The organism is uncultured Deefgea sp., from assembly GCF_947072475.1.
Taxonomy (GTDB): Bacteria; Pseudomonadota; Gammaproteobacteria; order Burkholderiales; family Chitinibacteraceae; genus Deefgea.
The window spans coordinates 1-25,228 of sequence record NZ_CAMTIA010000046.1 but is presented as its reverse complement, the minus strand read 5'-3'; the positions used below and the strand labels follow the sequence as shown (position 1 = coordinate 25,228).

The 25,228-nt window shown below is 51.2% G+C and carries 25 protein-coding genes; 8 read left to right on the top strand and 17 right to left on the bottom strand.

Annotated elements, in window-relative coordinates:
* The 3 genes from Q0V82_RS13065 to Q0V82_RS13055 all read left to right on the top strand — a co-directional run.
* Window positions 1–536: GNAT family N-acetyltransferase (locus Q0V82_RS13065; RefSeq protein ID WP_297576442.1), on the top strand; the 536-nt coding region annotated here is incomplete at its 5' end.
* Window positions 537–959: 423 nt separating this feature from the next.
* Entirely contained in the window at window positions 960–1,928 is a 969-nt protein-coding gene (locus tag Q0V82_RS13060) for an NAD(P)H-quinone oxidoreductase (protein WP_297576440.1), read from the top strand.
* 10 nt (window positions 1,929–1,938) lie between these two features.
* On the top strand, window positions 1,939–2,442 hold the full coding sequence (locus Q0V82_RS13055; RefSeq protein WP_297576438.1) for a DinB family protein: 504 nt from the start codon (window positions 1,939–1,941) through the stop codon (window positions 2,440–2,442).
* A gap of 58 nt (window positions 2,443–2,500) precedes the next feature.
* On the opposite strand, the gene Q0V82_RS13050 is transcribed toward Q0V82_RS13055, so the two are convergent.
* The 4 genes from Q0V82_RS13050 to Q0V82_RS13035 form a co-directional block, all read right to left on the bottom strand.
* The gene (locus Q0V82_RS13050; protein ID WP_297576437.1) at window positions 2,501–2,710 is read right to left on the bottom strand and encodes a Lar family restriction alleviation protein; all 210 of its coding nucleotides are present in this window, start codon (window positions 2,708–2,710) and stop codon (window positions 2,501–2,503) included.
* 330 nt (window positions 2,711–3,040) lie between these two features.
* Complete coding sequence (locus tag Q0V82_RS13045) at window positions 3,041–4,408, bottom strand: NAD(P)(+) transhydrogenase (Re/Si-specific) subunit beta (protein WP_297576435.1); 1,368 nt, start codon at window positions 4,406–4,408, stop codon at window positions 3,041–3,043.
* Window positions 4,408–4,695 carry a proton-translocating transhydrogenase family protein gene (locus Q0V82_RS13040; protein WP_297576444.1) on the bottom strand — a complete coding sequence of 96 codons (288 nt, stop codon included), beginning with the start codon at window positions 4,693–4,695 and terminating at the stop codon, window positions 4,408–4,410. Before Q0V82_RS13040 ends, Q0V82_RS13045 begins: the two co-directional genes overlap by 1 nt.
* Window positions 4,696–4,779: 84 nt before the next feature.
* Window positions 4,780–6,051, bottom strand: coding sequence for a Re/Si-specific NAD(P)(+) transhydrogenase subunit alpha (locus tag Q0V82_RS13035; protein WP_297576433.1), 1,272 nt, complete (start codon window positions 6,049–6,051; stop codon window positions 4,780–4,782).
* Between the two features lie 216 nt (window positions 6,052–6,267).
* Between Q0V82_RS13035 and Q0V82_RS13030 the strand changes: the two genes are divergently transcribed.
* A complete protein-coding gene (locus Q0V82_RS13030; RefSeq protein WP_297576431.1) occupies window positions 6,268–6,594 on the top strand; it encodes a DUF2325 domain-containing protein in 327 nt (108 codons plus the stop codon).
* A gap of 52 nt (window positions 6,595–6,646) precedes the next feature.
* Here Q0V82_RS13030 and mutY read toward each other — a convergent pair whose 3' ends face one another.
* Window positions 6,647–7,705 carry an A/G-specific adenine glycosylase gene (gene mutY / locus Q0V82_RS13025; RefSeq protein WP_297576429.1) on the bottom strand — a complete coding sequence of 353 codons (1,059 nt, stop codon included), beginning with the start codon at window positions 7,703–7,705 and terminating at the stop codon, window positions 6,647–6,649.
* Window positions 7,705–10,029, bottom strand: a complete 2,325-nt coding sequence (locus Q0V82_RS13020; protein WP_297576427.1) for an AsmA family protein — start codon at window positions 10,027–10,029, stop codon at window positions 7,705–7,707. The genes mutY and Q0V82_RS13020 overlap by 1 nt, the downstream gene beginning before the upstream one ends.
* Before the next feature lie 222 nt (window positions 10,030–10,251).
* Between Q0V82_RS13020 and Q0V82_RS13015 the strand changes: the two genes are divergently transcribed.
* The 3 genes from Q0V82_RS13015 (at window position 10,252) to Q0V82_RS13005 (ending at window position 11,687) form a co-directional block, all read left to right on the top strand.
* Entirely contained in the window at window positions 10,252–10,674 is a 423-nt protein-coding gene (locus tag Q0V82_RS13015; protein ID WP_221022686.1) for a thioesterase family protein, read from the top strand.
* Window positions 10,671–11,132 carry an LEA type 2 family protein gene (locus Q0V82_RS13010; protein WP_297576424.1) on the top strand — a complete coding sequence of 154 codons (462 nt, stop codon included), beginning with the start codon at window positions 10,671–10,673 and terminating at the stop codon, window positions 11,130–11,132. Before Q0V82_RS13015 ends, Q0V82_RS13010 begins: the two co-directional genes overlap by 4 nt.
* 345 nt (window positions 11,133–11,477) lie before the next feature.
* Window positions 11,478–11,687, top strand: coding sequence for a hypothetical protein (locus tag Q0V82_RS13005; protein WP_297576422.1), 210 nt, complete (start codon window positions 11,478–11,480; stop codon window positions 11,685–11,687).
* 111 nt (window positions 11,688–11,798) lie between these two features.
* On the opposite strand, the gene ppk2 is transcribed toward Q0V82_RS13005, so the two are convergent.
* From ppk2 to Q0V82_RS12970, 7 genes are all read right to left on the bottom strand, one after another.
* Window positions 11,799–12,632 carry a polyphosphate kinase 2 gene (gene ppk2, locus Q0V82_RS13000; protein WP_297576420.1) on the bottom strand — a complete coding sequence of 278 codons (834 nt, stop codon included), beginning with the start codon at window positions 12,630–12,632 and terminating at the stop codon, window positions 11,799–11,801.
* Window positions 12,629–14,374 carry a SulP family inorganic anion transporter gene (locus Q0V82_RS12995; RefSeq protein WP_297576418.1) on the bottom strand — a complete coding sequence of 582 codons (1,746 nt, stop codon included), beginning with the start codon at window positions 14,372–14,374 and terminating at the stop codon, window positions 12,629–12,631. The genes ppk2 and Q0V82_RS12995 overlap by 4 nt, the downstream gene beginning before the upstream one ends.
* 206 nt (window positions 14,375–14,580) lie before the next feature.
* Entirely contained in the window at window positions 14,581–15,819 is a 1,239-nt protein-coding gene (locus tag Q0V82_RS12990) for a dicarboxylate/amino acid:cation symporter (RefSeq protein ID WP_297576416.1), read from the bottom strand.
* Window positions 15,820–16,146: 327 nt separating this feature from the next.
* Window positions 16,147–17,088 carry a GlxA family transcriptional regulator gene (locus tag Q0V82_RS12985; protein ID WP_297576414.1) on the bottom strand — a complete coding sequence of 314 codons (942 nt, stop codon included), beginning with the start codon at window positions 17,086–17,088 and terminating at the stop codon, window positions 16,147–16,149.
* A gap of 167 nt (window positions 17,089–17,255) precedes the next feature.
* On the bottom strand, window positions 17,256–18,164 hold the full coding sequence (locus Q0V82_RS12980) for an EamA family transporter (RefSeq protein WP_297576412.1): 909 nt from the start codon (window positions 18,162–18,164) through the stop codon (window positions 17,256–17,258).
* 171 nt (window positions 18,165–18,335) lie between these two features.
* Window positions 18,336–18,869 (bottom strand): isochorismatase family protein, encoded by a 534-nt coding sequence (locus Q0V82_RS12975; protein WP_297576411.1) that lies wholly within the window; start codon window positions 18,867–18,869, stop codon window positions 18,336–18,338.
* Window positions 18,870–19,130: 261 nt separating this feature from the next.
* Window positions 19,131–19,280: a hypothetical protein gene (locus Q0V82_RS12970; RefSeq protein WP_182075118.1), complete on the bottom strand. Its 150-nt coding sequence runs from the start codon at window positions 19,278–19,280 to the stop codon at window positions 19,131–19,133.
* 190 nt (window positions 19,281–19,470) lie between these two features.
* On the opposite strand from Q0V82_RS12970, the gene Q0V82_RS12965 reads away from it, so the two are divergent.
* Complete coding sequence (locus Q0V82_RS12965) at window positions 19,471–21,096, top strand: methyl-accepting chemotaxis protein (protein WP_297576409.1); 1,626 nt, start codon at window positions 19,471–19,473, stop codon at window positions 21,094–21,096.
* 117 nt (window positions 21,097–21,213) lie between these two features.
* Here the strand turns inward: Q0V82_RS12965 and Q0V82_RS12960 are convergent, their stop codons facing one another.
* The 4 genes from Q0V82_RS12960 to Q0V82_RS12945 form a co-directional block, all read right to left on the bottom strand.
* On the bottom strand, window positions 21,214–22,233 hold the full coding sequence (locus tag Q0V82_RS12960) for an NADP-dependent oxidoreductase (RefSeq protein ID WP_297576407.1): 1,020 nt from the start codon (window positions 22,231–22,233) through the stop codon (window positions 21,214–21,216).
* Between the two features lie 64 nt (window positions 22,234–22,297).
* Entirely contained in the window at window positions 22,298–23,455 is a 1,158-nt protein-coding gene (locus tag Q0V82_RS12955; RefSeq protein ID WP_297576405.1) for an iron-containing alcohol dehydrogenase, read from the bottom strand.
* Window positions 23,456–23,592: 137 nt separating this feature from the next.
* A complete protein-coding gene (locus Q0V82_RS12950; RefSeq protein ID WP_297576403.1) occupies window positions 23,593–24,183 on the bottom strand; it encodes a TetR/AcrR family transcriptional regulator in 591 nt (196 codons plus the stop codon).
* 386 nt (window positions 24,184–24,569) lie between these two features.
* On the bottom strand, window positions 24,570–25,228 hold a 659-nt coding region (locus Q0V82_RS12945), incomplete at its 5' end, for a class I SAM-dependent methyltransferase (RefSeq protein WP_297576401.1).

Sequence of the window (25,228 nt, the reverse complement as noted above, 5' to 3'; positions counted from 1 at the left end):
AGCTGCAGCTATTTAAAATGCAAACACTTTTTCGTATCGCACTTGAACTCGACGCAGAAGAAATCGCACAACTAGTGAACAGAGCCTACCGACCTAGATCTACCGAAAAAGGTTGGACTCACGAAGCTGCGTTGATTTCGGGAGATAGAACCAACTGCGAGCAAATTAAAGAGCTATTTCAGCCGCAATCCGCAATTTTACTGCTTTGCGAGGGCACTGAATTTGTGGCTTGTGTTCACGTCGAGCGACGTGATGCGGCGGCTTATATTGGCATGCTATCCACTGATCCCTTGCGCCAAGCACAAGGGATAGGTAAACAGATGCTTGCGTACGCAGAGCAGTATGCCATAGCCAATTTTAAGTCTGATGTTTTAAAAATTTCAGTGCTTTCATCTAGGCCTGAACTGCAGGCTTTTTATGAGCGAAGAGGGTATCTATTGTCTGGCCACGTTGAGGATTATCCTGTCGCAGCAGGCGTAGGGCAGCCAAAAGTAAATGGTTTGCATGTAGTTGGAATGGAAAAACGATGTACTTAAGCATGCTCGTAATACCAGTCCAGCTCGGTAGCTTGGGCTCGATAGCCCAACGTTGACCGCGCGATTGTTGGGCTGCGCTGGCGCTTAGCCCAACTTACAACATCTAGCGGTGTAGGCTCCGTCGTGTAGGGCGCACTCAAAGCGCAGCGTAGTGCGCCGAATGCACAATGTTTGTGAAGCTTCACCCGCATGGTTTAGACGAATTCAGTTGGTGGCCACAAGATTCTTTCAGTTAGGGTCGGCTTTAGCCGACTTGGTCGCCTGAAGGCGACCCTACAATATTGCGCTATTCTCTGATGGAAACCGTGACTATAGCAATAGCGCTTACTTGAAACGTCAGTGAAAGTATCCCTGTTATGAAGATCGAATTAACTCTGTTTTCCGATCACTCAACCCTTTTCTTTCCCTTTATCGAGGTGGCTTATGTTGGCGATTACGACGCTGAATCAACAATTGGTTTTGACTGAACATCCGACCCCGCAGCCGGCAGCGGGCCAGTTGCTGATTCAGGTAATGGCGGCGGGGGTGAATCGGGCTGATTTGATGCAGGCGCAAGGCAAATATCCGCCGCCCGCCGGTGAGTCGCTGATCATCGGTTTGGAGGTGGCAGGCGTGGTGGTGGCCTTGGGCGAGGGCGTGAGCGATTTTGCGGTCGGCGACGCGGTGTTGGGCTTGGTGGGTGGTGGTGCTTATGCCGAGTATTGCTTGCTCGATCAATCGCTTTGCTGCTTAAAGCCCGATACCCTCGATTTTGCAGCGGCGGCCAGTTTGCCCGAGGTGTGGATGACGGCATGGTTGAATTTAATCGACATTGCCCAGCTCAAAGCTGGGCAGCGGATATTGATTCACGCAGGAGCCAGTGGTGTTGGCGCGGCGGCGATTCAGTTGGCTAAATCGGTCGGCGCTTGGGTGGCGGTCACGACCAGCTCAGCCGAAAAGCAGGCTTTTTGTCGCGATATGGGCGCGGATTTAGTCATTGATTATCGCAGCCAAGATTTTGCGACCACGCTTAAAGCCGCTGGCGGGGTGGATTTAATTTTAGATACGGTGGGCGGCGATTATGTCGCCGCCAATCAGCTATGCCTCAATAGCGATGGCAGTATTATTGTGATTGGCTTACTCAAAGGCCTGAGCTGCGAGATTAATTTGGGCCTATTGCTGGTTAAGCGGCAAAAAATTCAAGGCTCGGCGCTGCGCAGCCAAGCGCTAGCTGAAAAGGCCAAATTGGCGCAGGCGCTACGCGATACCGTGTTGCCGCGCATCGTTAGTGGCCAATATCGCATTACGCTCGATCGCACTTTTGCGCTCAAAGACGCGCAAGCCGCGCATGAATACATTGCCGCCAGTCGCAATTGCGGCAAAGTGGTGCTCCTTACCGAATCGATTGAATAAGAGAGGGTTTATGTTTCAAGGCAACATGCCGCAACTGATGGCGGCGTATAACCAATGGCAAAATCAGCAAATGTACGCTGCCGCTGCCTCCTTGAGCGATGCTGAGCGCAAGGCGGATCGTGGGGCGTTTTTTAAGTCGATTCATAGCACGCTCAATCATATTGTTTGGGGGGATTTAATGTGGTTATCGCGCTTTACTGGAGAAACGCTGATTAGCTCACCATCGGGCGTGGATGTTTACGCTGATTTTGCCGAGTTGCACGCCGCACGGATTGCGCTCGATGCGCGGATCATTGACTGGGCCAATGGTTTGGATGCGGCTTGGCTAAATGAGCCAGTGACGTGGACTAGTAAGGTGTATGGTTTTACCCAAACCATTCCACGCTGGGTGCAGGTACAGCATTTTTTCAATCACCAAACGCATCATCGCGGCCAAGTGAGTACCTTGCTGATGCAACAGGGGATTGATGTCGGCGTGACCGATTTGCCGCTGTTGCCTATGCTCAATGATTAGTGGGTATGTCTTGCTAGGCTTTGTATTATAAGGCTTGGCAATTAATACCCATGCCGTCTTAGCGGAGCGAATTCCAGTTGGCAATGGCTTCTTTTTTATTGCTGCCTTGCTGACCGATGCCGCTGCAATTGCCGTTTTTACCCAGCTTACTGCATTGCACCCAAAAGCGATTTGATCCGGCTTTGTGCTGCTCGGCGATGGCGCCGCATTTTGGGCAGGGTTTTGGCGTTGGGCGACCGGTTTGGTCGGTGCTGGTGGTGGTGATCATGGCGTTCTTTCTGCAGTAAAACGTAAGCTTACCTTGTTCTTGGTTTTTTGACTCGTAGAAATTGCAAAAGGCCATGACAAAAGGCCGCAGAAAGCGGCCTTGGGTTTTAAAGCGCATTCTTTCTGTTACCACTCAATCAACGTCAATCGCTGGCTCAGCCCGCAGCACAAAACCGTCAAAATGGCTTAGGTGGCGGTTTTTTTTGCTGATGAATAGCGTTTGGCATTACCGCGTTTTACGCGGTTACGGTCAGCGGCGTGTGCGTTATCGTGTGATGTTGGGACCGGACCGCCGCCACGAATGCGGATGCATTCGTGGCGTAAAGAGCGATTAATGCACCGCTCGCAACATCCCTTCGACGACTTTTTTCGCGTCGCCAAATACCATCATGGTTTTATCCATATAAAACAACTCATTGTCGAGCCCCGCATAACCAGCGCTCATTGAGCGTTTGACCACCATCACCGTGCGCGCTTTATACGCGTCTAAAATCGGCATGCCATAAATGCTGCTGCTTGGATCGTTTTTGGCGGCAGGATTGACCACGTCATTGGCACCAATCACCAGCACCACGTCGGTACTGGCAAAATCGCTATTGATTTCATCCATTTCGATCACGCGCTCATAGGGTACTTCGGCCTCGGCCAACAGCACATTCATGTGGCCGGGCATACGTCCAGCCACTGGGTGAATCGCATAACGCACATCGACACCGCGCTCGGTGAGTAAATCAGTCAGCTCTTGCAGCGCATGTTGCGCACGCGACACCGCTAAACCGTAGCCGGGGATGATAATTACGCGTTCGGCGTTTTCCATTAAAAATGCTGCATCGTCAGCCGAGCCTGAACGATAGTTTTTTTGCGCGCTGCCTGCTGGGCCGGCGGCTGCGACTTCAGCGCCGAAGCCACCGAGTAGCACCGACACAATCGAGCGATTCATCGCTTTACACATGATGTACGACAAAATCGCGCCTGATGCGCCAACGCAAGCGCCAGCGATAATCAGTACCGGATTATCCAGCGTAAAGCCAATACCGGCCGCCGCCCAGCCCGAATATGAATTGAGCATCGACACCACCACCGGCATATCGGCGCCACCAATTGGGATAATCAGCAGCACCCCGAGCGTCAAGGCAATCGCCACCATGGCTAAAAACGCTGCTTGGCTGCCAGTGGCGTAAAACGCCATCCCTAGTCCGACCATGGTCAGTGCCAGTAGCAGATTGAGTAAATGCTGGCCTTTAAAGTTGATCGCGCGCGCGCCGAACTTGCCTGACAATTTGCCATACGCCACAACCGAGGCGGTAAAGGTAATCGCGCCGATGAATGCGCCTAAAAATAGCTCAATTTGCTGCGCGCCAGTGTGGCTCATTCCGGTATGGAACACCGCGGCAATGGCGATGAGGACCGCTGATAAACCGACCAAAGAATGCATTGCGGCCACCAGTTCTGGCATCGCCGTCATCGCCACGGTGCGCGCTTTGTATGCGCCCACCAAGGCGCCAGCGGCCATTGCGGCGACAATCAGCCATACCACCGGGCTGTTGGCGACAAAAAACGTCGTTGCCACGGCAATCGCCATGCCAACCATGCCGTATAAATTGCCGCGCAAAGCGGTGTGCGGTGTGGACAGTCCGCGTAGCGATAAAATAAACAGTACCGCAGCCACTAGATAGAGCAGGGCCGTTAAGTTCGCCATTATTTCGCTCCTTTTTTCGATTTGAACATATCGAGCATGCGTTGAGTGACCAAAAAGCCGCCAAAAATATTAATGCTGGCCAAGAAAATCGCCGCCGCGCCAAGAACGCTGGTGAGCGTAATTTGCTGGGCGTTGATATCCACCACTTGCAACATGGCACCAACGACGATAATCCCGGAAATCGCATTGGTGACCGCCATTAGCGGCGTGTGCAGCGCTGGCGTGACATTCCACACCACGTGGTAGCCGACAAAAATCGCCAAGACAAAAATCGTTAAACTGGCCATGAAGGGATCGCTCGCTGCGGCATGGGCGATGGGGGCGATGGCCGTTGTAGACGCGGTTAGGGCAAGAATAGACATGGGTTTTCCTTAGGCAGTGATGGCGTCTGCAGTGATGACGTCTGCTGTGTTGGCATCTGCAGTGATGTCATCAGTTGTGATGGCGTCAGCAGTGGCCGGTACCGCGCTGGTCTGACTGGATTGGGCGGCGGTGACTTGAGCGGCAAAGCCAGCCGAGGCACTAGCAAAATAAATGCTACCGGCGTGGCAAACCCGCGTGGCTTGGACGATTTCATCGCCTTGCTGCGGTGCATAATTGGCGTCTTTATCGACCAATAGCGCTAAAAACGTCAGCACATTGCGCGCAAACATACTCGAGGCATCGGTTGGCATTAAAGCGGCTAAATTACTTTGCCCCACAATGCTAACGCCGTTGTCGCTGATCACCACTTGATCGACTTGCGACAGCGGACAATTGCCGCCGTGGCTGACGGCCATATCGATGATCACGCTACCGGCTTTCATCCTCGCCACGGTGGCTGCGGTCAGCAAAATCGGTGCGGCTTTGCCCGGAATGAGGGCGGTACTAATGATGATGTCGGCTTGCGCTGCTTGTTGTGCAATCAACTCACTTTGCCGTTGACGATAATCGTCTGACATTTCTTTGGCGTAGCCGCCGGTGTGGGCAAACGCCGCTTGCTCTTCACTCGAGAGTTCAACCTCAACAAATTTAGCGCCAAGTGATTCAACTTGTTCGCGCGTTGCTGGGCGCACATCAAACACTTCAACCACCGCGCCCAAACGTTTGGCAGTGGCAATCGCTTGTAAGCCCGCCACGCCAGCGCCCAAAATCAAAACGCGTGCGGGTTTGACTGAGCCGGCGGCGGTCATCAGCATCGGCATAAAGCGCGGGAAGTAATGAGTCGCCAACAATACCGCACGATAGCCGGCAATATTGGCTTGGCTTGATAGCACGTCCATGCTTTGTCCACGGCTAATCCGTGGAATCAATTCCAGTGCGAAAGCATCGATTTGCTTGGCGGCGAGTAAACCAAGATGCGGGTAGCGATGGATATCAAATAGACAGACCAGCGCGGCGTGCGCAGGATAAAGGGCTATTTCTTGGGTATTGGGCGCTAGCACTTTTAAAATAAGCGCTGCATCGCTATACATGCTAGTTGTTTCGTCGCCAATGCTCGCGCCAGCGGCGAGGTAATCGCGATCTGACCATGTTGCTGCTAGGCCGGCACTCGATTGAACGCGAACTTGATGTCCTTGTTTTACGAGTTTTTTAACCGTTTCAGGCGAGGCGGCGACCCGGGTCTCGCCGTGTTGGCTTTCTTTGGGGATCACGATCAACATCTTGGCTTTATTCCCTGTGCGCGGTGAAGGATGAAGTATTTAGCCTGATTTGGGCTGGTTACAGTTTGATGCAAAGCAAGCCAGGTAAAAACCCTGAATACTTTGCATTATTTACGCAAAAGTTTCAAGTGCTGAAATATTGCTTAATTGCTATTGATAATTATTCTCATTTAAATGATAATCATTTCACCTCACACGCTGAACGAAGGCTTATCAATGAATGCATATCTGGTTGGCGCCGATACCTTAGGCAACATTCCTCAGTTGCTCGCTGAGCATGGTATTACCGTGCAAAAGCATGTGAGCGGGCGCAATGTGGCGCACCAGCGCAAACCACCAAGTTTGAATGGCGCTGATTTATTGATTTTATTTACTGATTTTTTAAGTCACAACGTGATGAAGGCGTATCGAGAATTAGCCAATGACGAGCAAGTACGGTTTGTTGCTTGCCGCCGCTCGGTGTGTGCTTTAAGCCAATCTTTAGAAAAAATCGGCGAAGTGAAAGACTGCAGTCAATGCCCCAATCGCAAAAGTAAACGCTAGCGTCGTTTGGCCTTGGCGCTTGCCCGCAAGCATAAAGCCCCAGCGCGGTGGTTTAAATCGAGTGAATAATTTTGCGCAAGGGCGTTGGAATGCCGGCCGCCAGTGCTGCTGCAGGGCTAAACCATGCGGTATTGGCGCTGTCTTTGGCGCAATCACTGCCCACCAGTTGCGCCAATTGCGGGGTAATGGTGAGACGGTAATGGGTAAATACGTGAACAAAATCTGGGAGTGCGCTGCTCAGCGCAATGTTTAAACCCAATTTATCTGCGATTTGGGCGACGGGATCGGCATCCTGCGCGACTTCAGGCAAGCTCCATAATCCACCCCAAATGCCAGTTGGCGGGCGTTTTTCGAGCAATAAATCGCCTTGATCATTACGCAAAAAAATCATGGTGGTGGATTTTTCTGGAATGGTTTTTTTCGGTTTTCTGGTCGGCAATACCGCTTGCCGATCGCTCTGCCTGGCTTGGCAATCGCTGGCGATGGGGCACAATAAGCAGCTGGGCTTTCTGGGTGTGCAAATGGTCGCACCCAAATCCATCAGCCCTTGGGTATGCGCTTTGATTTCGCTGGCCGCTTGCTGGGTATCGGTACAGTTGGCGGGGAGTAAGGATTCAGCCAATTGCCACAGCTGGTTTTCGATGGCTTTTACCCCCGGATAGCCTTCAATCCCCGCCCAACGCGTTAACACGCGTTTGACATTGCCGTCTAAAATCGCCGCCCGATAGCCATAAGAAAACGCCGCAATCGCTGCTGCGGTACTGCGCCCAATACCGGGCAAGGTGGCAATGAGTGTTGGGTCGTTAGGAAATTGCCCAGCAAAATCGCGCATCACTGCTTGGGCGCAGGCATGCAAGTTTCTTGCTCGGGTGTAGTAACCCAGTCCACTCCACAGCGCCAACACATCATCGAGCGGCGCGGCGGCCAAATCAGCCAGCGTTGGGAAACGCTGTAAAAAACGCGGGTAGTAGTCGAGCACCGTGCTGACTTGCGTTTGCTGCAGCATGATTTCAGACAGCCAAACATGGTAGGCATCGTTCACTTGCCACGGTAAATGATGGCGGCCATATTGCTGCTGCCATTGGCGTAAACGTAAAGAAAAATCCGGCATTAAGGTTTGACTGCTTTGGTGGTTTTGCGCTGCGTACTACGCGCTTTATTTTTGGCGGCGAGTGCCGCTTTTTTTTGTTCGGCTACGACGGCGGCTTTTTGTGCGGCAATTTTTTCTTCACGCGCTTTTTGTGCTGCTGCGGCGCGATCTATTTTTGCCTGTGCCTCGGCGGTTTGCCGCGCAATGATTTGTTCTTTTAAATTGGCCGTATCGGCTTTATACACCGGATTTTGGATCGGTCCGCTAAAGCTAATCGGTAGGGTGAGCCCGATTAAACCGGCCAATTCAGGTACTTTGGGATTGGCACTGGCTTGCATTTGGTAATCGAGCGTGCCGGCCACCAAATCGAGCGTGCCGCCACCGTTGAGTTTTAATACATCGGCGCTGACACTCAAATCATGATTTTCGGCGATGCCATTTTTAAGGTGTAAGGTGGCATTAAGCTCAGAAAAATTAGTTTTGCCATTGCTATGATCCGGTTTACTCACTTCGCCATTCATGAGTTTGATTTGCTGGCTGGCCGAACTCAGTAAGCCGCTAATATCGATGCCGCGAATCGCGCCTTCTTTGAGGCTGGCTTTGATTTTACCGTTGGCCGATTTCCGTAAGTCCGCCAAGTTTTGCCCTTTGGCGGTCACATCAATGGTGAGATTGCTACGACCTTCAAAGCGGCTGGTGTCTAAGGTATCGGTGAGCAAAGTGTTGATATTCATATTGGATAAGGTTTGCTCAACGCGGAAAAATGGCACCGCTTGGCTTGAGTTGATTTCAACTCGCCCAGCCAATTGCCCTTCGTACAGTGTGGCCGACAGTGGATCGAGCACCAGACGATTTTTGCGGGCAATTAAGGTGACGTCTAAATCGTCAACGTGCAAATTATTCAGTACCAACTCGCCAATCTTGATTGAACCAATGGCGTTGAATTTTTCTAGCCACCACAAATCAAAATTATGATTGGGATTGCTCTTTTTGGCCCCAGCGGCCACGGCGGGTAAATAAGGCGTTAAATCAAATTTGGCCAGATTCATATTGATCCGAAACTGCGGGTCAACAAAGCTTTCCATGCCAATTTGCGCGTGCAGTGGCTCGTAGTCTAGCGTGCCATTGCTATCGAGATTGATCAGCTCATTGTGTAAATCAATATCACCCTTGCCGGTTAAATCCAAGCGAATCGCACCGCGTGGCAAGCTGCGGTTGGTGTAACTGCCGGTGAGGCGGTAATTGGATAACCGCGTTACATTGCCGCGCTCAATGGCCAGTGGCGTGCTAAAAACCACGTCCAGATTTTGTTCTGGGCTATTAAATTTAACGCTGATTTTGGCGGTATTACTTTGTAAAAAATGTCTTTGCGCGCCGCTAAGCGTCGGCACGGTGGCCGAGGCGCTAAATTTAGTGTCTTTGTCTTGCATTTCCAGATCAAACTGCAAGCGATTGAGCGCCAATGCGCTGTCGGTGAGCCGAATTTCGGGCACGTCGAGCGTGGTTTTCCACTGCTGCCCAGCGCGATTGGCCGATCCTGTGAGTTTTAAATCACCGCCAGTCAGTCGCAATGGATCCCAACCATAATTTAAATTGCCGGTAATTTGTAGCTGAGTATTACTGATTTTAAGCCCCGCATCGCTGGCGCCTTCTTGCGTGAGTGCCACTTTAATATCGGCGATATGTAAGCGCCGCTCTTGCTCAACGTAGCGCATCGCGGCCGAGCCTTTGATTTTGCCGCGCCAGCGGGCTGATTCGCCATTGTTATTGAGGTAAATTTGCCCGTCTAGGCTTAAATCGCCTTTTTTGGGGTCGGTGAGATTATCGAGCTCTAGATTGAGTTGGCTTAAATGCAATGTTTCATTGACTAAATCATCTTGCAACGCCAGTTGCGCGTCAGAAAAACTAAAGCGATCCAAGGCCAAATGAATCAGTTGACCCTTGCTTTGCAGCAGATCTTCAAAATTATACGTGCCATCATCGTGGCGAATAACGGTTAACTCGGGTTTTTCAACCTCGATACTATTGACGACCGCTTTGCCTTCGCTAATTAAAGGCCATAGGCGAAACACCACTTTAATGGCGTCGGCATGGGCAAAAACTGTGTCTTGCTTCGGTTCGGTGAGTGTGGCGTTTTTAATCAGCACAGCCGGACGCGGTAGCAGCACCATATGGGCGCTGCCACGAATGTCGAGCTTACGCTCGGTATCTCGCTGGACTGCTGATATCAATTGATCGCGAACGAGGTCTGACGATAAAAAGTACGGCAAAATACCCAGCAAGGCCGTAAGTGTAAGGACGAGCAAAAAACTGATTCGCAAAGAGCGAGAATGGCGCCAATCCATGTCGTCAAATCAAGGAGTAAAACAAAGATTGGGCGATTATCCACAAGAACTGCAGCAAACAAAAGCATTGCGGCAAAAATAATAGTACATAGCGTGTTCTATATGACTGTTTTTTATTTAAATACCGTGCAAAATAGCGATCAATGGCCAGATTACCTCTGGTTTGGCGAAGATGTGATTTTTTACGAACGAGTGATTTGAATTGATCTAGGAGTGTTGGTTATGGCGCATCTCACCCCCATTAAAGTGCATGGGTTTCATTTGGATTTGTATGGTCACGTCAATAACGCGCGTTATTTAGAATTTTTGGAAGAAGCGCGCTGGGGCTTGATGGAAGAGTACGGCGATTTGTCGTGGTTTATGGCGCAAAAAATGGCCTTAGTCGTCAGCCGTGTCGATATTCGCTATATCCGCGCCGCCACAATGGGCGATCAGTTGCTGATTGAAACGCGCTTGGTTGAGTTATTGCCACGCGAAGGAAAAATCCATCAGCGCATTGTGCGTAAAGACAATGGCAAAGTGGTGGCTGAGGCCGATATTAGCTTTGCGGTGATTCACCCAGAGCAAAGAGGCGCGCTATTGATCGAAGGCGAGTTGTTTGAGCGGTTTAATCAGATTTTACTAGCAACGAGTGAATTGGTATGACGTGGTTGCAGCGAATAGTCGGTGTTTTGGCCTTGAGTTTGCTGAGTGCGTGTAGCGGCATCGTTAATTTTGAAAAGCCACAAGTGAATCTAGCTGGTTTAGAAGTGCTGGATTTGGGCTTGCTGGAGCAGAAATTTGTGGTGTCATTGCGCGTGACCAATCCGAACGATATGGCTTTGCCGATTGATGGCTTGAAGATGAAGCTCGACGTGAATGGCCAACCCTTTGCGACCGGCGTCTCCAATCAAAAAGTAACTTTGCCGCGCTTGGGTGAGGCGGTGGTTAAAGTCAATGTAACGACCAATCTGAGTAATATTTGGAAGCAGCTGAAAGCCATCCAAAGTAAATCGCTAGCGTATACGATCTCTGGGCAGTTATTTGTTCCCTTAGTGCCAGGTGGCATTAGCTTTAATCGACAAGGCGAGTTGTCCAGCCTAGGGACAGCAGTAGCGAAATAAGGGTTGATTGTTGATTTTAAGTGCCTGCGGCACATTGTTTTACAGTCGCAGTCCGCGACGGGGACCCTCTTTCTTTGACTCGCCAAAGAAAGAGGGGGAAAGAAAGGCGACCCGAGCGCGCCCAGCTCCGCTGTGCCCTCGATCGATCGTGAGCCAAACGATAAAGCTGTTTGTCTCTCTCCTCACTCGGTGCGCTTGGACGGGTGTTTAAGCTCCAGACCGACGAGCGCGGCATAGCATCAATATGTAATCTGATCGCGGCCTTATCTTGTTGGGTATTTAGATGTGGGCTATATAAAAAATAGTCTGCACTGAAATACCTCTGTACTTTCATTGGAGAGACAAATGGCAGTTAATCAAGACAAGCAAGATGCCAAGCGCTTAAAGCAAGATCATCAGGCGGCGGGGCAGATTGAAGATGACAATACCGAGGCCGAGCGGATTTTAGCTTTAAATGCGTGGAAAAAAGCCACTGCGCTCAAAGAGCGGCAAGCGGCAGCAGAGCGGCATATTGCCAAGGCCGAACTAGAAAAACTTAAGCGCAAAAAAACCTAATCGCTAGTGGTCGGTGATACCCAGCATCGATTGTGATTGAAATTGGCTGATTGAAATCAACACCCCGTGAACCGCCGATAGGGCGATTCAATACGGGGTGTTTTTTATTGATTAGAATTTTTCCGGCACGATGCGCAGTGGATGTTCGGTATTGCTGCTGACTTTGATTTTTCTTTTTGGCAGTTTAACCGGTTCTTGCGGTAAATCTTCATACGGCACATGCGCCAGAATATGGCTGAGCACATTGAGCCGAACGCGTTTTTTGTCCTCTGAATGGGCGATAAACCACGGTGAAAATTCGGTGTCGGTATATTTAAACATGTCGTCGCGGGCGCTGGTGTAGTCGTCCCAACGGTTAAACGACAAAATATCCATGGGCGAGAGCTTCCAGGTTTTGCGGCCGTCGTCGATGCGATCGCGTAAGCGCCGTTCTTGCTCTTCAGGGGTGACTTCAAGCCAGTATTTGAGCAAGATAATCCCCGAATCGATGATGGCTTTTTCAAACTGCGGCGCGCCCACCAAAAATGCCTGTGTTTGCTCTGGCGTACAAAAGCCCATTACGCGCTCAACGCCGGCGCGGTTATACCAACTGCGATCAAAAATAACCACTTCGCCCGCTGCAGGTAAATGGGCAATGTAGCGCTGCAAATACATTTGGGTTTTTTCTCTATCGGTGGGTGCCGGTAGTGCCACGACGCGAAAGGTGCGTGGGCTCACGCGCTCAGTCAGCGCTTTAATGGTGCCGCCTTTGCCCGCGCCATCGCGGCCTTCAAAAATAATGCACACTTTCAGGCCGCGTTCTTGTACCCAGCGTTGCATCTTGACTAGCTCAATATGCAGTTTGCGCAGTTCAGACAGATAGGTTTTTTCGGATAGGGCCGGCTTTGGGCTGATGGCTGCATGCTCTGCGGCTTGGGTTTTAGGACTTAGATTTTTTTTACTCATGGTGTGGCTCCTTCGGGGCAATGATTTAAATCGTATTGCGCTTGCAAGTGCTGTTCATAAGCAATACGCGCTTGCTTGAGTGTAGAAAACAATAAAAAGTCACGCTTAATGCGCTCAAGCTGTCCTTGCTGCTGAGCGCGGCGTTCGATTTGCCGCTTGCGTCCGGCTAAAGCGAGGCGAATTTTTCGCTCAGCAAGCGCTTGCTGCAATTGCCACATGGCTTGTTCACCCGCAGCATCAATTTGCGAAATCGTTGCCACATCGATGACCACCCATTGCACTGGACTTACGCTACCGTCGACTAAGGACAGCACGCGCTGACGGAAATAATTGGCATTAAAAAAGTTGAGCGGCGACTCAAAACGATAGACCAATAAACCGCTAATGGCTTGCGCGTCGGGGTGATGCTTTAAATCATGAAACGATTGTCCTGTTGGATACACCCCGAGTAAGGTCTCTTGTGGGCGGGCAATATGAATTAACAGCCGCAATGTCGACAGTAACACGGCAAACAACATGCCCTGCATCACGCCAACACAGGCCACCCCAATTAAGGTCACAATGGCAATCACCCATTCGCCGCGCCCAAGTAAGCGAAAGTGTTGAATGCTGGCAAAATTCATCAGCCCTAAAGACGCAGTAATCAACACCGCGCCTAATGCTGCAATCGGCACAAAGTACAAAGCGGGGGTGAGGAGCAGCATGGCAATCGCAATCGTGAGTGCGGCAACAATGCTGACCATTTGGCTTTTGCCCCCCATGGCGTCATTGACTGCGGTTCTGGAGTCCGCGCCGCTAATGGCAAAGCCCTGGGAAAAACCAGCGGCAATATTGGCCATGCCCAGCGCAGTAAATTCACGATCGGCGTCGATGTCATAGCGGTTTTTAGCGGCAAAGCTGCGCGCGGTGAGCATGGCACTGCTAAAGCTAATTAAAGCCAAACCAGCGGCAGCACCGAGTAACTCACCCAGTTGCGAGTAGGGCAGCACCGGCCAATGCACCTTGGGTAAGCCGGCGGGCAGGGCACCAATGACGCTGACGCCGTGTTGATCCAAGCGGAAAACAAAAACCATTAAACCGGCCATCACCATCGCCACTAAGGCCGATGGCAAGCTCGGTAATAAGCGGCGCGCCAGCTGTTGTATTAGTAAAGTACCCAGGCCGACTGCAGCTGTGATGGGGTGTGCTTCGAGCAGTTTGAATGGCAATTCAATCAGGCGCTCGATTAAACCGTTGTCGCTAAAGTTAAAACCCAAGACTTTGCCCAGCTGGCCAACAACAATGCTGATGGCTACGCCATTTAAAAAGCCGGCCAAAATCGGTGGAGATAAAAAGTCAGCCAAAAACCCCAAGCGTAAACGACTGGCAATCAGGCAAAACACGCCGGTGAGCAAGGCCAAACTCACCGACAACGACACATAGAGCGTAGCGTCACCAGCGGCAATCGGCGCAAGGGTGGAAAAAATCATTGCGCAGGTTGCTGCGTCTGGCCCCACGATCAGTTGGCGTGATGAGCCAAATAGCGCATACGCGAGCAGCGGTAAAATACTGGCGTATAAACCGGCCACCGGGCTCATTCCCGCTAATTGGGCGTAAGCCACGCCAACGGGGATCGCCACTGCGGCGACTGAAATCCCTGCCCGCCAATCATTGGACCACCATGCTCTAGGGTAATGCCGCAGCAAGGTGATACCGGGCATGGTTTGCGTGAGCCAGCGAGAGACAAAATGAAGAGCCAGCATGGGCGGTGTAATCCAAAATCAGCGGGGTGAAGGCGTGATTTTACACGCAAGTGGCTTTGCTTGATGTTTTGTGTAAGTTTTTGGGTGGATTGGTCGGTGTTATGTGTAACGACAGGTTAAGGCGGGAGTGTGCTGCGGGGATTGTCCCCATCAAATCCTACTGGACTTGATGGGGCTGCGGCCCAAGCAAGGGCCTGATTGAATGATTATTCGGTGTCGTTATTTAAATTACGATAAGTCGCCAGATCCAACTCACCCTCAGCGCGCGCCACCAATACGGCCGCCAGCGAGTCACCAGAGACGTTGGTGGCGGTGTTCATCATGTCGATAATGCGATCCACTGCGGCAATCGCTGCCACCACTTCGAGCGGTAGACCGACTGAAGTCAGCACCAAACTCATCACGATCAAACCTGTTCCCGGTACACCGGCAGCGCCAATGGCCGCTAAAACCGTAGTGATAATCACCGTGACCATTTGCAGTAAGGTCAATTCAATGCCAACGGCGTTGGCGGCAAAAATCGCGACTGCGCCCAAATACGTCGCCAAACCATTCATATTCACCGTTGCCCCTAAAGGCAATACAAACGAGGCAATTGAATTATGTACGCCCAATTGATGCTCACAGGTTTCCATATTGAGTGGCAAAGTGGCATTGCTCGACGCGGTGGAATACGCAAACAGCTGCACCGGTAGCATTTTGCGAAGAAACGGCCAAGCCGGCAGTACAAACAAACGCAATAACAGAGGAAAAACCACCACCAGCATTAACATACACGAGAGGTAAATCACGCCAACCAGTGAGGCTAATTCGCCTAAAACGCGAAAGCCATTGTCGGCGGTTACATAGGCGATCAGCGCAAACACGCCGTAAGGTGCAAAAGAGAGCACCATCAAAATCAGCTTAAACACCACTTCATTGAGCGAAACAAATAAGCGCTGCACCGGCTCACCGGCAGCACCGGCTTTATTGATCGCAATGCCAAAAAAGATGGCAAACACAATGATCGGTAGCACTTGGCCTTCGGCAAAAGCTTTAAATGGATTGTCAGGAAAAATCCCCATCATGGTGTCGAGCAAAGAGGTTGTTTGCATTTCTGGCGCGGTCACGCCATGCAGCATGGCGCTCATGCCTGAGCCAATGCCAAAGGTCATCGACAACAGCATCGCAATGGCCGCCGCAATACCCATGGTTACGGCGTAAATCATTAAGGTTTTTGCCGCAACGCGACCCATCTTGCTTAAGTCTTTTAGCGCGGTAATGCCGCACACTAAAGACACAAAAATAACGGGAATCACGGTCATTTTTAGCAAGGCTAAAAAGATGTCGCCAATCGGTTTAAGTTGCTTAATCCACTCACCACCGACCAAACCCGCGATAACACCAAGGACGAGCGCCAGCATAATTTTTAGCCACATCGGCCATGATTTTTTTTGTGATAACAATTCTTTCTCCTAAGCAATTGGCGCGAGCATTGCTTATTTTGCCCCTGTAAAACAATAGCTGACACGGTTTTGTGAACTATTAACATTCATTTTGTGAGCCAAGCCACCGCAAATTTATTCGATTTTCTATAGGGGTATTGCGCTTGATGTATTGAATATCAATGGCTTGGTAGCAATACTGTGGTTTTTTTATAGATGCTATTTGGCATTGGCCAGCGAGTTTTAGCGGCGGTGCTGGCGCTGGCGTGATGACGGGCGATTGCGGCGCTGGCGTATCAACAAAGAGGTAGTTGGCAGGGTTTGTCGTAACAGGGGCGATGCCAGCGCTTAACGGCTTTCACTGGGTAGTTTACCGGTTTGCTGTTGCCAAACGCGGCGAAAATCGCGGGTCGAGGTAAACCCAGCTTGCTCAGCAATGCGCTCAATGGATAACTGCGGTTGCTGCAGTAATTGCCGAGCGGTAGCAAGGCGAATATCCAGCTGATATTGATGCGGCGTAATGCCGCAGTGCTGTAAAAATAAACGGGCTAAATTGCGGCTACTGGTGTGCACATGCTCGGCAATTTGCGCCAGCGTTAAGCGCTCAGTGACTTGGCGGCTGATTAAGTCTTGCGCTTTATGCACCATCGGGTGCAAATGATTGCGGTGCGCCAGCCAAGGCGAAAGCTGTGGATCTTGACCGCTACGGCGTAGCCAAACCACCATCTCGCGCGCGACGCTTTGGGCGATCAAAGGACCGGCATCTTGCTCAATTAAATGCAGTGCCAAATCAATCCCTGAGCAAATCCCCGCGCTGGTGGCAATGGGGCCGTCTTGCACAAATAAACGATCGTCGTGCACGTGGGCTAAGGGCGCGGTTTGGCGTAAGCGATCAATGATTTCATGGTGGGTGGTGCATTGCCGGCCATCGAGTAAACCCGCTTCTGCCGCCAGCATGCTGCCTGAGCACACGCAGGCCAGTTGATGCTGCTGCGCGTCAAAATACTGGCGTAGCCAAGTGACCACTTGCTGGGATTCGGCGTTTTTGAGGTTGACCTGCGAATTTTGCGCGCCAATCAAAATCACCGTCGCCCCAGCGGGAATCGGCGTCGGCAAGGGCGCGAGCTGGTGCTGTTTTAGCCCCACTGAGGAGGTGAGCTCAGTGAGTGGTGACACCAGATTGATTTGATAATTTGCGCCATGCAGCGCAGCGATTTGAAACGCTTCAGCTGGGCCAGCTAAATCGAGCAACATAAATTGCGGGGTTAACACAAAATATAAATCAAGCATGCAAGGCCTTGTTATTGAGTCAGCGCCATGAGTGAAAATACTGACGCAGACATAAATTATGCATGAATTAAATGCTGATGACGCTGGATTGACTGACGGATTCAGTGTTGTAGTGAGAGCAGCCAGCACCACAACAGCAGACCACAGAGTAAAGCGCGCCCTGCGGGCTAGTTTTGCGCCGCCAGTTTACGTGCTTGCCACAGTTGGCGAATTTGTCCGCCAAAAATATTAACCACCAAGCCGCTCATCAACAGCAGCGCACCCCACCATTGCTGCGGCAATAATTGCTCGTTTAGTAATAGTGCGGCAGCGCTTAAACCGACCCAAGGCACCAGCAAACTAAATGGTGCGACGAGGTTGGTTGGATGGCGTTTAAGCAGTAAATTCCACAAACTCATCCCCAGCAGGGCGGCAAAAATCGCTTGATACAGCACGGCCAACAACGATTGCATTGAAAAATGCTGCAAGGCAGTGGCGATTTCTTGTGGGCCTTCTAGCCATAAACTTAAACCAATAAAGCCAATCAACGGCGCAATCGATGCCCAAACCATAAAGGCCAACACATCAAATTGCAGGCCTTGCTGCGTACATTGTTTTAAAATCACATTACCCATCGCCCAACCCGCCGCACCCAGTAGCGTCATGATAAACCCGAGCAAAGTCATGCTTTGGCCGTGGCTGCTGCCAATCAGCCACAAGCCAATACCCGCGATCAATAGGCCAATGAGTTGGCTGTGCTTGAAGGATTCTTTTAAGAACACGGCAGCAAAAATCAGCGTAAAAAAGGCTTGCGATTGCAAAACTACTGACGCCAAACCGGCCGGCATGCCGTTGGCCATGGCCGAGAATAAAAACCCCAGCTGACACAATCCCCAAGTCAGGCCGTAAACGATGAGATAGCGCCACGGCAGATTAGGGCGACGTAAGAAAAACACCGCAGGAAATACCGTCGCAGCAAAGCGTAAGCTGGCCAACAGTAGCGGAGGTAAACCCACCAAACCCCATTTGATGATGACGAAATTAAAGCCCCACGCTAAAACAACAACGAGAGCGAGCAGTAGGTCACGAGCTGGCATGGTGGGTTTCCTTGTAGAACACACTGAATGCAGCGTGCTTAATCGTGGTGGGCGCACTAGTTTAAATCTAAAGCCGATTTTGATGTATTGCGCTGTAGCGTAAATTATCCCAATCTCAGCCGCCTATACCCCCGTTTTTTGGTCTCATTGGCGCACCATCGGTGTCGGGTTTTAGGCGTGAGCGAGCGCCGGCCAGCTGGAAACCAGCTGATCAATGCTGCAAATTCGAGCAAATCGGCCGCTTAACACCAGCTCGGTATGCGTTTTGACTTCGTCGGCGCTAAAGCTTTGCCCATTGGCGTGTTGCATGGCAAAGGTCAACGTCGCCTCGGTGACAAAATCAATCGAGTAGCCTAAATCAGACCCCACCCGTGCGGTCGTTTCGCAGCATTGCTCGGTGCGGATGCCGCTGATAATTAAATGCTCGATACCTTGCTGTTGTAGGTATTCGTGTAGTCCCGAGCCAAGCAGCGCGTTATGCACGGTTTTTTCAAATACCGGACCGTGGTGTGGCGGTAAAAAATCCATGGGTTTCACCCAGCCGGATGCTTTTGAAAAATGACCGGTTTTTTCAACGTGAAAAATTCGAATAACCGGAATGTGCTGGCGCTGACAAGCCGTAATGAGCGCGATCTGCTTGGCTTGATATAGCGGCATATCGCTGGCGTTAAAGTAAGGCGCTTGTAAAAAAAGATTGTTGGACATCAATAACAAGCAGTGCGGATCTGGACATTTTTTACCCTTTAGCGATTTGTTAGCTGATTTTGAAGGTGACAGAAGCAGTGTAAAACAAGGGTTTCGCTAAAGTGAGCGCAAGAAACGACAAGATGGGGGACAAAACAGGACAGGATGTGGTGCGGCTTGATTTGGGGGAGAGATGCAACTTGCGCGGTGATCGCAGCTTAGCGTGGTGCTCATGAAGGGGGCTTTATCGCTGAGCCGTGGGCCTAGCGATAAAGCGGTATATTAAACCGCGATGCCACCAACCAGCAGTAATCCGCTGCAGGTGCCCATAAAAATCAACTCAATACGATCTTGCCGCGCCAGCAGCATTTGGCAAAACGAAATCGAGCAAGCTGCGCCCATGCCATATAAGACAATTTCTGCGGTACTCATGCTGCACTCCAATTATGTTGTTCGCATCCAGTAGAGCGCACTGCTCGAATGAAGTTCCATTGCGAGATTAAAAATACCTGGGTCAGCGAGGCGTTCATTTTTTGCAGCGCAATCTATACAAATAAAATTCATGAAAATTTCATATTAAGTCAGCTATGGTGAGTGGGTCTGCCTGATGGAGTGATTGACGATGCGTGTCGCTTTGCGAATTAAACATAAATTATGGATGTTGACCGGCTTGGCGCTGATCGGCTTATTGGGAATTGGTATTGCGATGTTGCTGTCGAGCCGGCAATCGATGCTCGAAGATCGGGAGGCCAAAACTTTAAGTCTGATTGAATTGGGCCACAGCGTGATTGCGCATTACGGCCTGCTAGAAAAAAACGGCAGCCTGTCGAAAGAGGCCGCGCAAGCGCAAGCCAAAGCGGCGTTAAAAAACCTGCGTTACGACCAAGACAATTACTTTAGTATTTATGATCCGCAGTACCGCATGGTGCAGCATCCGATCAAGCCTGAGCTAACGGGTAAAGATTTATCCGGCCTCAAAGACAAAAATGGCGTGCCGATTGTCGTTGAACTTGTTAAAGCGGCGCAAAGTGGGCAGGTTGAGTTTGTTCGCTATCTGTGGCCTAAACCGGGGCAAGACAATCCAGTGGCCAAAATCTCGACCGCTAAATTGTTTCAGCCTTGGGGTTGGGTGATTGCTTCGGGGATTTACATTGACGACTTGGACGCGATTTTTAAGCAGCGGGCTTTATTTTTGGGCGGGGCTTTAGTGCTGGTGGCTGGCGTATTATTGCTAGCATCGCTGTGGATTGCCCACAGTATTACCTCGCCTTTAGATACCTTACGTGTGGCGATGCAGCAAATTGCCGATAGTGGCGATTTAACGCGGCGGGTCAAAATCAGCGGCAATCGTGATCTAGCCGAAATCGCTGACACCTTTAATGCGTTGATTGCCAGCTTGCAGCAGTTATTAATGCGCGTATCTAGCGCCACGCAGCAAGTGTCGCAAACCACCGATCAATTGGTGAATTCTTCGCAAGCCGTTGAGCAAAGCTCGGTGGCCCAGCATCGCGCAGCGGCGTCGGTGACGGTGGCGATTGAGCAAATTAGTACCAGCATTGATCAAGTGGCGGCCAATGTGTGTGGCACCGCCGATGTAACGCGCGAATTGCGTGAGTTGGCTGGCCACGGTCGGCAAGCGGTGAAGGCCGCCGCCGAAGAAATGCATCAAATTGCCAATGACATTGATTCTTCGGCTGGTGCAGTGCATAGCATGGGGCAGCGCTCTTTGCAGATTTCCGAAATCGTTGGCGTGATTCGTGAAATCGCCGATCAAACCAATTTATTGGCGCTCAATGCCGCTATTGAAGCGGCGCGCGCCGGAGAAACCGGCCGAGGTTTTGCGGTGGTTGCCGATGAGGTGCGTAAATTGGCCGAGCGAACAGGGCAATCGACGCAGCAAATCACCGAAACGATCCAGAAAATTCAGCAAGAAACGCAAAGCGTGGTGGGTAATATCGAAAGCGTGAGTCAGCGCGCAAGACAGGGCGCGCAATTGGCGCAGCAAGCCGATTTGTTGGTGGCGCAGTTAGATCAGCATTCGGCGCAAGTGGGGCCGTTGGTGAGCGAGATTTCGAGCGCTACACAAGAGCAAAGTCGCGCCACGCAGCATATTGCGCGCAATGTGGAGGATATTTCGAGCATGGCAGAAAACAATGTGCGCGAAGTCGGCGGCGCCGCCAATTCGGTGCGCCAACTTAAAACGCTGGTGCTGGAGCTCAACGGCCGCGTCGAGCAATTTAAGGTATAGCTTTGTGAGCTAATAAGGATAAGGCACCGCATCAACGAAAAATAAAAACCCGCCCGATGTGCTTAGCGCAGTCGGGCGGGTTTTTTATTGCTGCAGCCATCGCTGGCTTTAGGTGGATTATTGTTCGACGCGAACGACGAGCTTGCCGAAGTTTTTGCCTTCTAGTAAGCCCATAAAGGCTTCGGGGGCGTTTTCTAGACCTTGCACGACGTCTTCTTTAAATTTGATTTTGCCTTCACTTAGCCATTGACTCATCGCGCTAAAAAATTCGCCGTAACGATGGCCGTAATCATCAAAAATAATAAAGCCTTGCATCTTAATGCGTTTTTTTAATAGCGTGCCCATCAATAAGCCGAGTCGATCTGGCCCTGCGGGTAATTGTTTATCGTTGTAATGCGCGATCAAACCGCAAACAGGGATTCGCGCGCCGACATTTAGTAGCGGCAAAACGGCGTCAAACACCGCACCGCCAACGCTTTCAAAATACACATCAATCCCAGATGGGCAGGCTGCGGCCAATTGCGCGGCAAAGTCGGCGTCTTTGCGATCGATACAAACATCAAAACCCAACTCATTGGTGACGTAGTCACATTTGTCTTTGCCACCGGCAATACCGATCACGCGGCAGCCTTTTAGCTTAGCAATTTGGCCGACAATCGCGCCCACTGCGCCGCTTGCCGCCGCTACCACCACGGTGTCGCCGGCTTTAGGTTGGCCAATATCGAGTAAACCCATATAGGCGGTAAAGCCGGGCATGCCGAGTACGCCAAGCGCCATCGACGGTTGCGCCATATCAGCCGGTAAGACATTCACGCCTTCGCCGTTAGAAATCGCGTAGTCTTGCCAGCCGCTATAGCTAAGCACCACATCGCCGACTTTAAATTGCGGGTTGTTTGATACTTCAACGCGGGCAATCGTGCCGCCAACCATCACGTCGTTCAGCGCAACTGGTGGCGCGTAAGAGGGGGCATCGCTCATGCGGCCACGCATATAGGGGTCTAGCGACAGATGCGTGGTGCGAAGCAGGATTTCGCCCGCCGCTGGCGTTGGTATCGCCGATTCGATGAGGCGAAAATCGGCTGGTGTTGGCGCGCCCACGGGGCGGGAATTTAAAACGATTTGGCGATTGCTGCTCATTGCGCATCCTTTAAGGTTGAAACGGGCCAGTCGATTTGGACATGGCCCGGTGCTAAGGCTTTGTTTATAGTGCGGCAGTTAAAATGTCGCGACTGATTTCAAGCGTTACATCTTTGCGTTCGCCCAATTGCGTCATGCCGTGGGCTTCGAGTTGCTTAATGACGGCGTCGATGGCGGCTGGGCCTAAGTCGTAATCAGATAATTTGGTTTTGATGCCCATGGCTTCAAAGAAATCACGGGTTTTTTCAATCGCTGCGGCGATGCGCTCGTCGTCACTGCCGTGGTGTAAATGCCAAACGCGGTCGGCGTATTGCAATAGTTTTTCGCGTTTGCTTTCGCTACGCAGCATCAAGCTGGCCGGCAGGACGATCGCCAGCGTGCGGGCGTGATCGATATCAAACAATGCCGTGAGTTCGTGGCCGATCATATGCGTTGACCAATCTTGCGGCACGCCCGCGCCGATTAAGCCATTGAGTGCTTGGGTGGCGGCCCACATTAAATTGGCGCGTAAATCGTAGTCTTGTGGATTGGCTAATATTTTTGGGCCGATTTCAATCAAGATCTGTAATAGACCTTCGGCGTAGCGATCTTGCACCATGCCATTGGCGGGGTAAGTGAGGTATTGCTCAATGGTGTGAACAAAGGCATCGACCACGCCATTGGCGATTTGGCGCTCTGGCAAGGTGAAGGTTTTGCTTGGATCCAAGATCGAAAACTGCGGGAACACCAAAGGATTCATAAATGGCAGTTTGGTTTGCGTGGCTTTTTGCGTAATCACTGCGCCATGATTCATTTCTGAACCGGTGGCTGGTAGCGTTAACACCGTGCCAAATGGCAAGGCGCTTTGGATGTTGCCACCAAAATGCGTCAAGATATCCCAAGGCTCGCCCACAAAAGGCACCGCTGCGGCGATAAATTTAGTGCCATCAATCACTGAGCCGCCGCCCACCGCGAGTAAAAAATCGAGTTTTTCGGCGCGAATCATCTCTACCGCTTGCATCAATGTTTCGTAAGTTGGATTGGGTTCAATGCCATTAAATTCGTGCACTTCACGTGCGCCGAGCGCGGCTTTGACTTCAGCGAGTGTGCCGTTTTTGCGGGCGCTTTCGCCGCCGAGCAAAATCATCACGCGGGCGTTGGCTGGAACCAGTTGCTCAAGTTGGGCGATGGTGTTGCTGCCAAAAACGATTTTTGTTGGATTAAAAAATTCAAAATTAGTCATGATAAAACCTTTATTAGACCAGTCGTCTAGTTGGTAATTAAAAAATAAATCGCAGCTGCGATTTATCTAAAAGTCTTGCGATCAATAAAATACCCAGCGGCAAATTCGGCTGCCGCGCGGGGGAAAACAGGGCGTCATTAACGCAAGCTTAAAATATCTCGCGTGCTTTGCATTGCGCCCTCAAGCGCGCTGCGGTCGCGGCGAATCTTGGTGAGTAAAGTCGCGCCCAGCCAAATTTCGTATAAATGCAGTGCGGTTTGTTCGGTGCTGGCAAAGTGGGGTATTGAGCCATCTTGCTCGCCCTCGCTTAAGCACTGAGCAATACGGGCTAATAATTGCTGAGTGCCACGCACTAAACTGCCGCGCATGCTTTCAGATAAATCCGAAACTTCGGCGGCCAATTTAACCGTGAGGCATTGCCCATCGCGATCATCACAGCTTTGGGTTTCTAGCCAACTACCCCAGTACGCCAACATCCGCTCGCTCGCATTTGAGCCTTGGGCATTAAAAATCTCATCCAAGCGCTGGCAGTAATTGGCAAAATAATCCTCCAGCAAGGCTTCGCCAAACGCTTCTTTGGATTTGAAGTAATGGTAAAACGAGCCTTTGGGCACGGCAGCGGCGCTTAAAATCGCAGTCAAGCCGACAGCCGAAAACCCCTTGCCGAGAATAATCGGCTTGGCGGTATCCAAAATATGCTGACGTACGTCGATGTGTTCAGAAGTCATAGCTGCATCCTACACATAACTAGACCGGTCGTCTAGTGAGTTCTTTGTCTGGTTAAACTAATTCGCGGCACATTGGGCATGGTCATAAAGGCATTACGCCGAATGAGGAGCTGGCGTATTGCCGCTGCGCGGCGAATACGCCCTACATTTTTTGGTAATGTTCAGATTTGGTGTTGATGCTGTGCCGCGCTCGGGTCGCCTTTCTTTTCCCCCATTTTCTTTGGCGAGTCAAAGAAAATGGGGTCCCCGTCGCGGACTGCGACTGTAAAACAATGTGCCGCAGGCACTTAAAATCATCAACACGTAATCTGAACAAAGCCCTTTTTTTTGATGTATTGGCTGGAGAGTCTTGTCGGTAAAAGGCATGGCGGGCAATACGTCAGTTATTATTCTTTTTGAATGCCACCCGTTGGCAAATAACCATCAAACCGTGTGCTTTCGCCGTCAAAAACAAAATCGGGTCGAGCGCCGGCCATCAGTGGGGCGAGGCGGGGGCGTTTGACGATGATGCGTTTTTTTGCGATCAGGCGCGCAGGCGCCAGTAGCGCGTCGGCGTCTTCGTCGCCTCCGATCAGCGTTTGAAAAGCGGCCATGCTTTTTTTGGATTTAGCGCGTTTGCCCGGTTCCGGAAACATCGGGTCTAAAAACACCACGTCAAACTCTTGCGCAGCCAGCGGCCCTAAGCCTTGCGCGCGCTCAGTTAGCCATTCACGACCATCGCCAAAATGCAGCGTCATTCTGGCGGCGATTTCAGCGGTTTTGGCGTCCGCTGCAGCGCGTTTTAGGCCGTCGCTCAGCAGTAAATACGCAATCGGCGTGCGCTCGATCAGCGTCATGGTGCAGCCTAAACTCGCTAGCACATAGGCGTCGCCGCCAAGGCCGGCGGTGGCGTCCAAAATACGCGGAATATATTCGCCTTTGATGCCGACGGCTTTGGCAACGGGTTGCCCACGGCCACCGCCAAATTGGCGACGATGCGCTGCCGCGCCTTTGACAAAGTCAACGCAAACAATGGCTTTGTCATGCATAGACAGTAGCTCTAGCC

Excerpts from the sequence above, each read along its gene's own strand:
- Q0V82_RS13020 (WP_297576427.1), bottom strand. The coding sequence starts at position 10,029 with ATGGATTGGCGCCATTCTCGCTCTTTGCGAATCAGTTTTTTGCTCGTC.
- ppk2 (WP_297576420.1), bottom strand. The coding sequence starts at position 12,632 with ATGAGTAAAAAAAATCTAAGTCCTAAAACCCAAGCCGCAGAGCATGCA.
- Q0V82_RS13050 (WP_297576437.1), bottom strand. The coding sequence starts at position 2,710 with ATGATCACCACCACCAGCACCGACCAAACCGGTCGCCCAACGCCAAAA.
- Q0V82_RS12980 (WP_297576412.1), bottom strand. The coding sequence starts at position 18,164 with ATGCCAGCTCGTGACCTACTGCTCGCTCTCGTTGTTGTTTTAGCGTGG.
- Q0V82_RS12975 (WP_297576411.1), bottom strand. The coding sequence starts at position 18,869 with ATGTCCAACAATCTTTTTTTACAAGCGCCTTACTTTAACGCCAGCGAT.
- Q0V82_RS13015 (WP_221022686.1), top strand. The coding sequence starts at position 10,252 with ATGGCGCATCTCACCCCCATTAAAGTGCATGGGTTTCATTTGGATTTG.
- Q0V82_RS12970 (WP_182075118.1), bottom strand. The coding sequence starts at position 19,280 with ATGAGTACCGCAGAAATTGTCTTATATGGCATGGGCGCAGCTTGCTCG.
- Q0V82_RS13045 (WP_297576435.1), bottom strand. The coding sequence starts at position 4,408 with ATGGCGAACTTAACGGCCCTGCTCTATCTAGTGGCTGCGGTACTGTTT.
- Q0V82_RS12995 (WP_297576418.1), bottom strand. The coding sequence starts at position 14,374 with ATGCTGGCTCTTCATTTTGTCTCTCGCTGGCTCACGCAAACCATGCCC.
- mutY (WP_297576429.1), bottom strand. The coding sequence starts at position 7,705 with ATGCCGGATTTTTCTTTACGTTTACGCCAATGGCAGCAGCAATATGGC.
- Q0V82_RS13030 (WP_297576431.1), top strand. The coding sequence starts at position 6,268 with ATGAATGCATATCTGGTTGGCGCCGATACCTTAGGCAACATTCCTCAG.
- Q0V82_RS13010 (WP_297576424.1), top strand. The coding sequence starts at position 10,671 with ATGACGTGGTTGCAGCGAATAGTCGGTGTTTTGGCCTTGAGTTTGCTG.
- Q0V82_RS13040 (WP_297576444.1), bottom strand. The coding sequence starts at position 4,695 with ATGGCCAGTTTAACGATTTTTGTCTTGGCGATTTTTGTCGGCTACCAC.
- Q0V82_RS13055 (WP_297576438.1), top strand. The coding sequence starts at position 1,939 with ATGTTTCAAGGCAACATGCCGCAACTGATGGCGGCGTATAACCAATGG.
- Q0V82_RS12960 (WP_297576407.1), bottom strand. The coding sequence starts at position 22,233 with ATGAGCAGCAATCGCCAAATCGTTTTAAATTCCCGCCCCGTGGGCGCG.
- Q0V82_RS12985 (WP_297576414.1), bottom strand. The coding sequence starts at position 17,088 with ATGCTTGATTTATATTTTGTGTTAACCCCGCAATTTATGTTGCTCGAT.
- Q0V82_RS12950 (WP_297576403.1), bottom strand. The coding sequence starts at position 24,183 with ATGACTTCTGAACACATCGACGTACGTCAGCATATTTTGGATACCGCC.
- Q0V82_RS12965 (WP_297576409.1), top strand. The coding sequence starts at position 19,471 with ATGCGTGTCGCTTTGCGAATTAAACATAAATTATGGATGTTGACCGGC.
- Q0V82_RS13060 (WP_297576440.1), top strand. The coding sequence starts at position 960 with ATGTTGGCGATTACGACGCTGAATCAACAATTGGTTTTGACTGAACAT.
- Q0V82_RS13035 (WP_297576433.1), bottom strand. The coding sequence starts at position 6,051 with ATGTTGATCGTGATCCCCAAAGAAAGCCAACACGGCGAGACCCGGGTC.
- Q0V82_RS13005 (WP_297576422.1), top strand. The coding sequence starts at position 11,478 with ATGGCAGTTAATCAAGACAAGCAAGATGCCAAGCGCTTAAAGCAAGAT.
- Q0V82_RS12955 (WP_297576405.1), bottom strand. The coding sequence starts at position 23,455 with ATGACTAATTTTGAATTTTTTAATCCAACAAAAATCGTTTTTGGCAGC.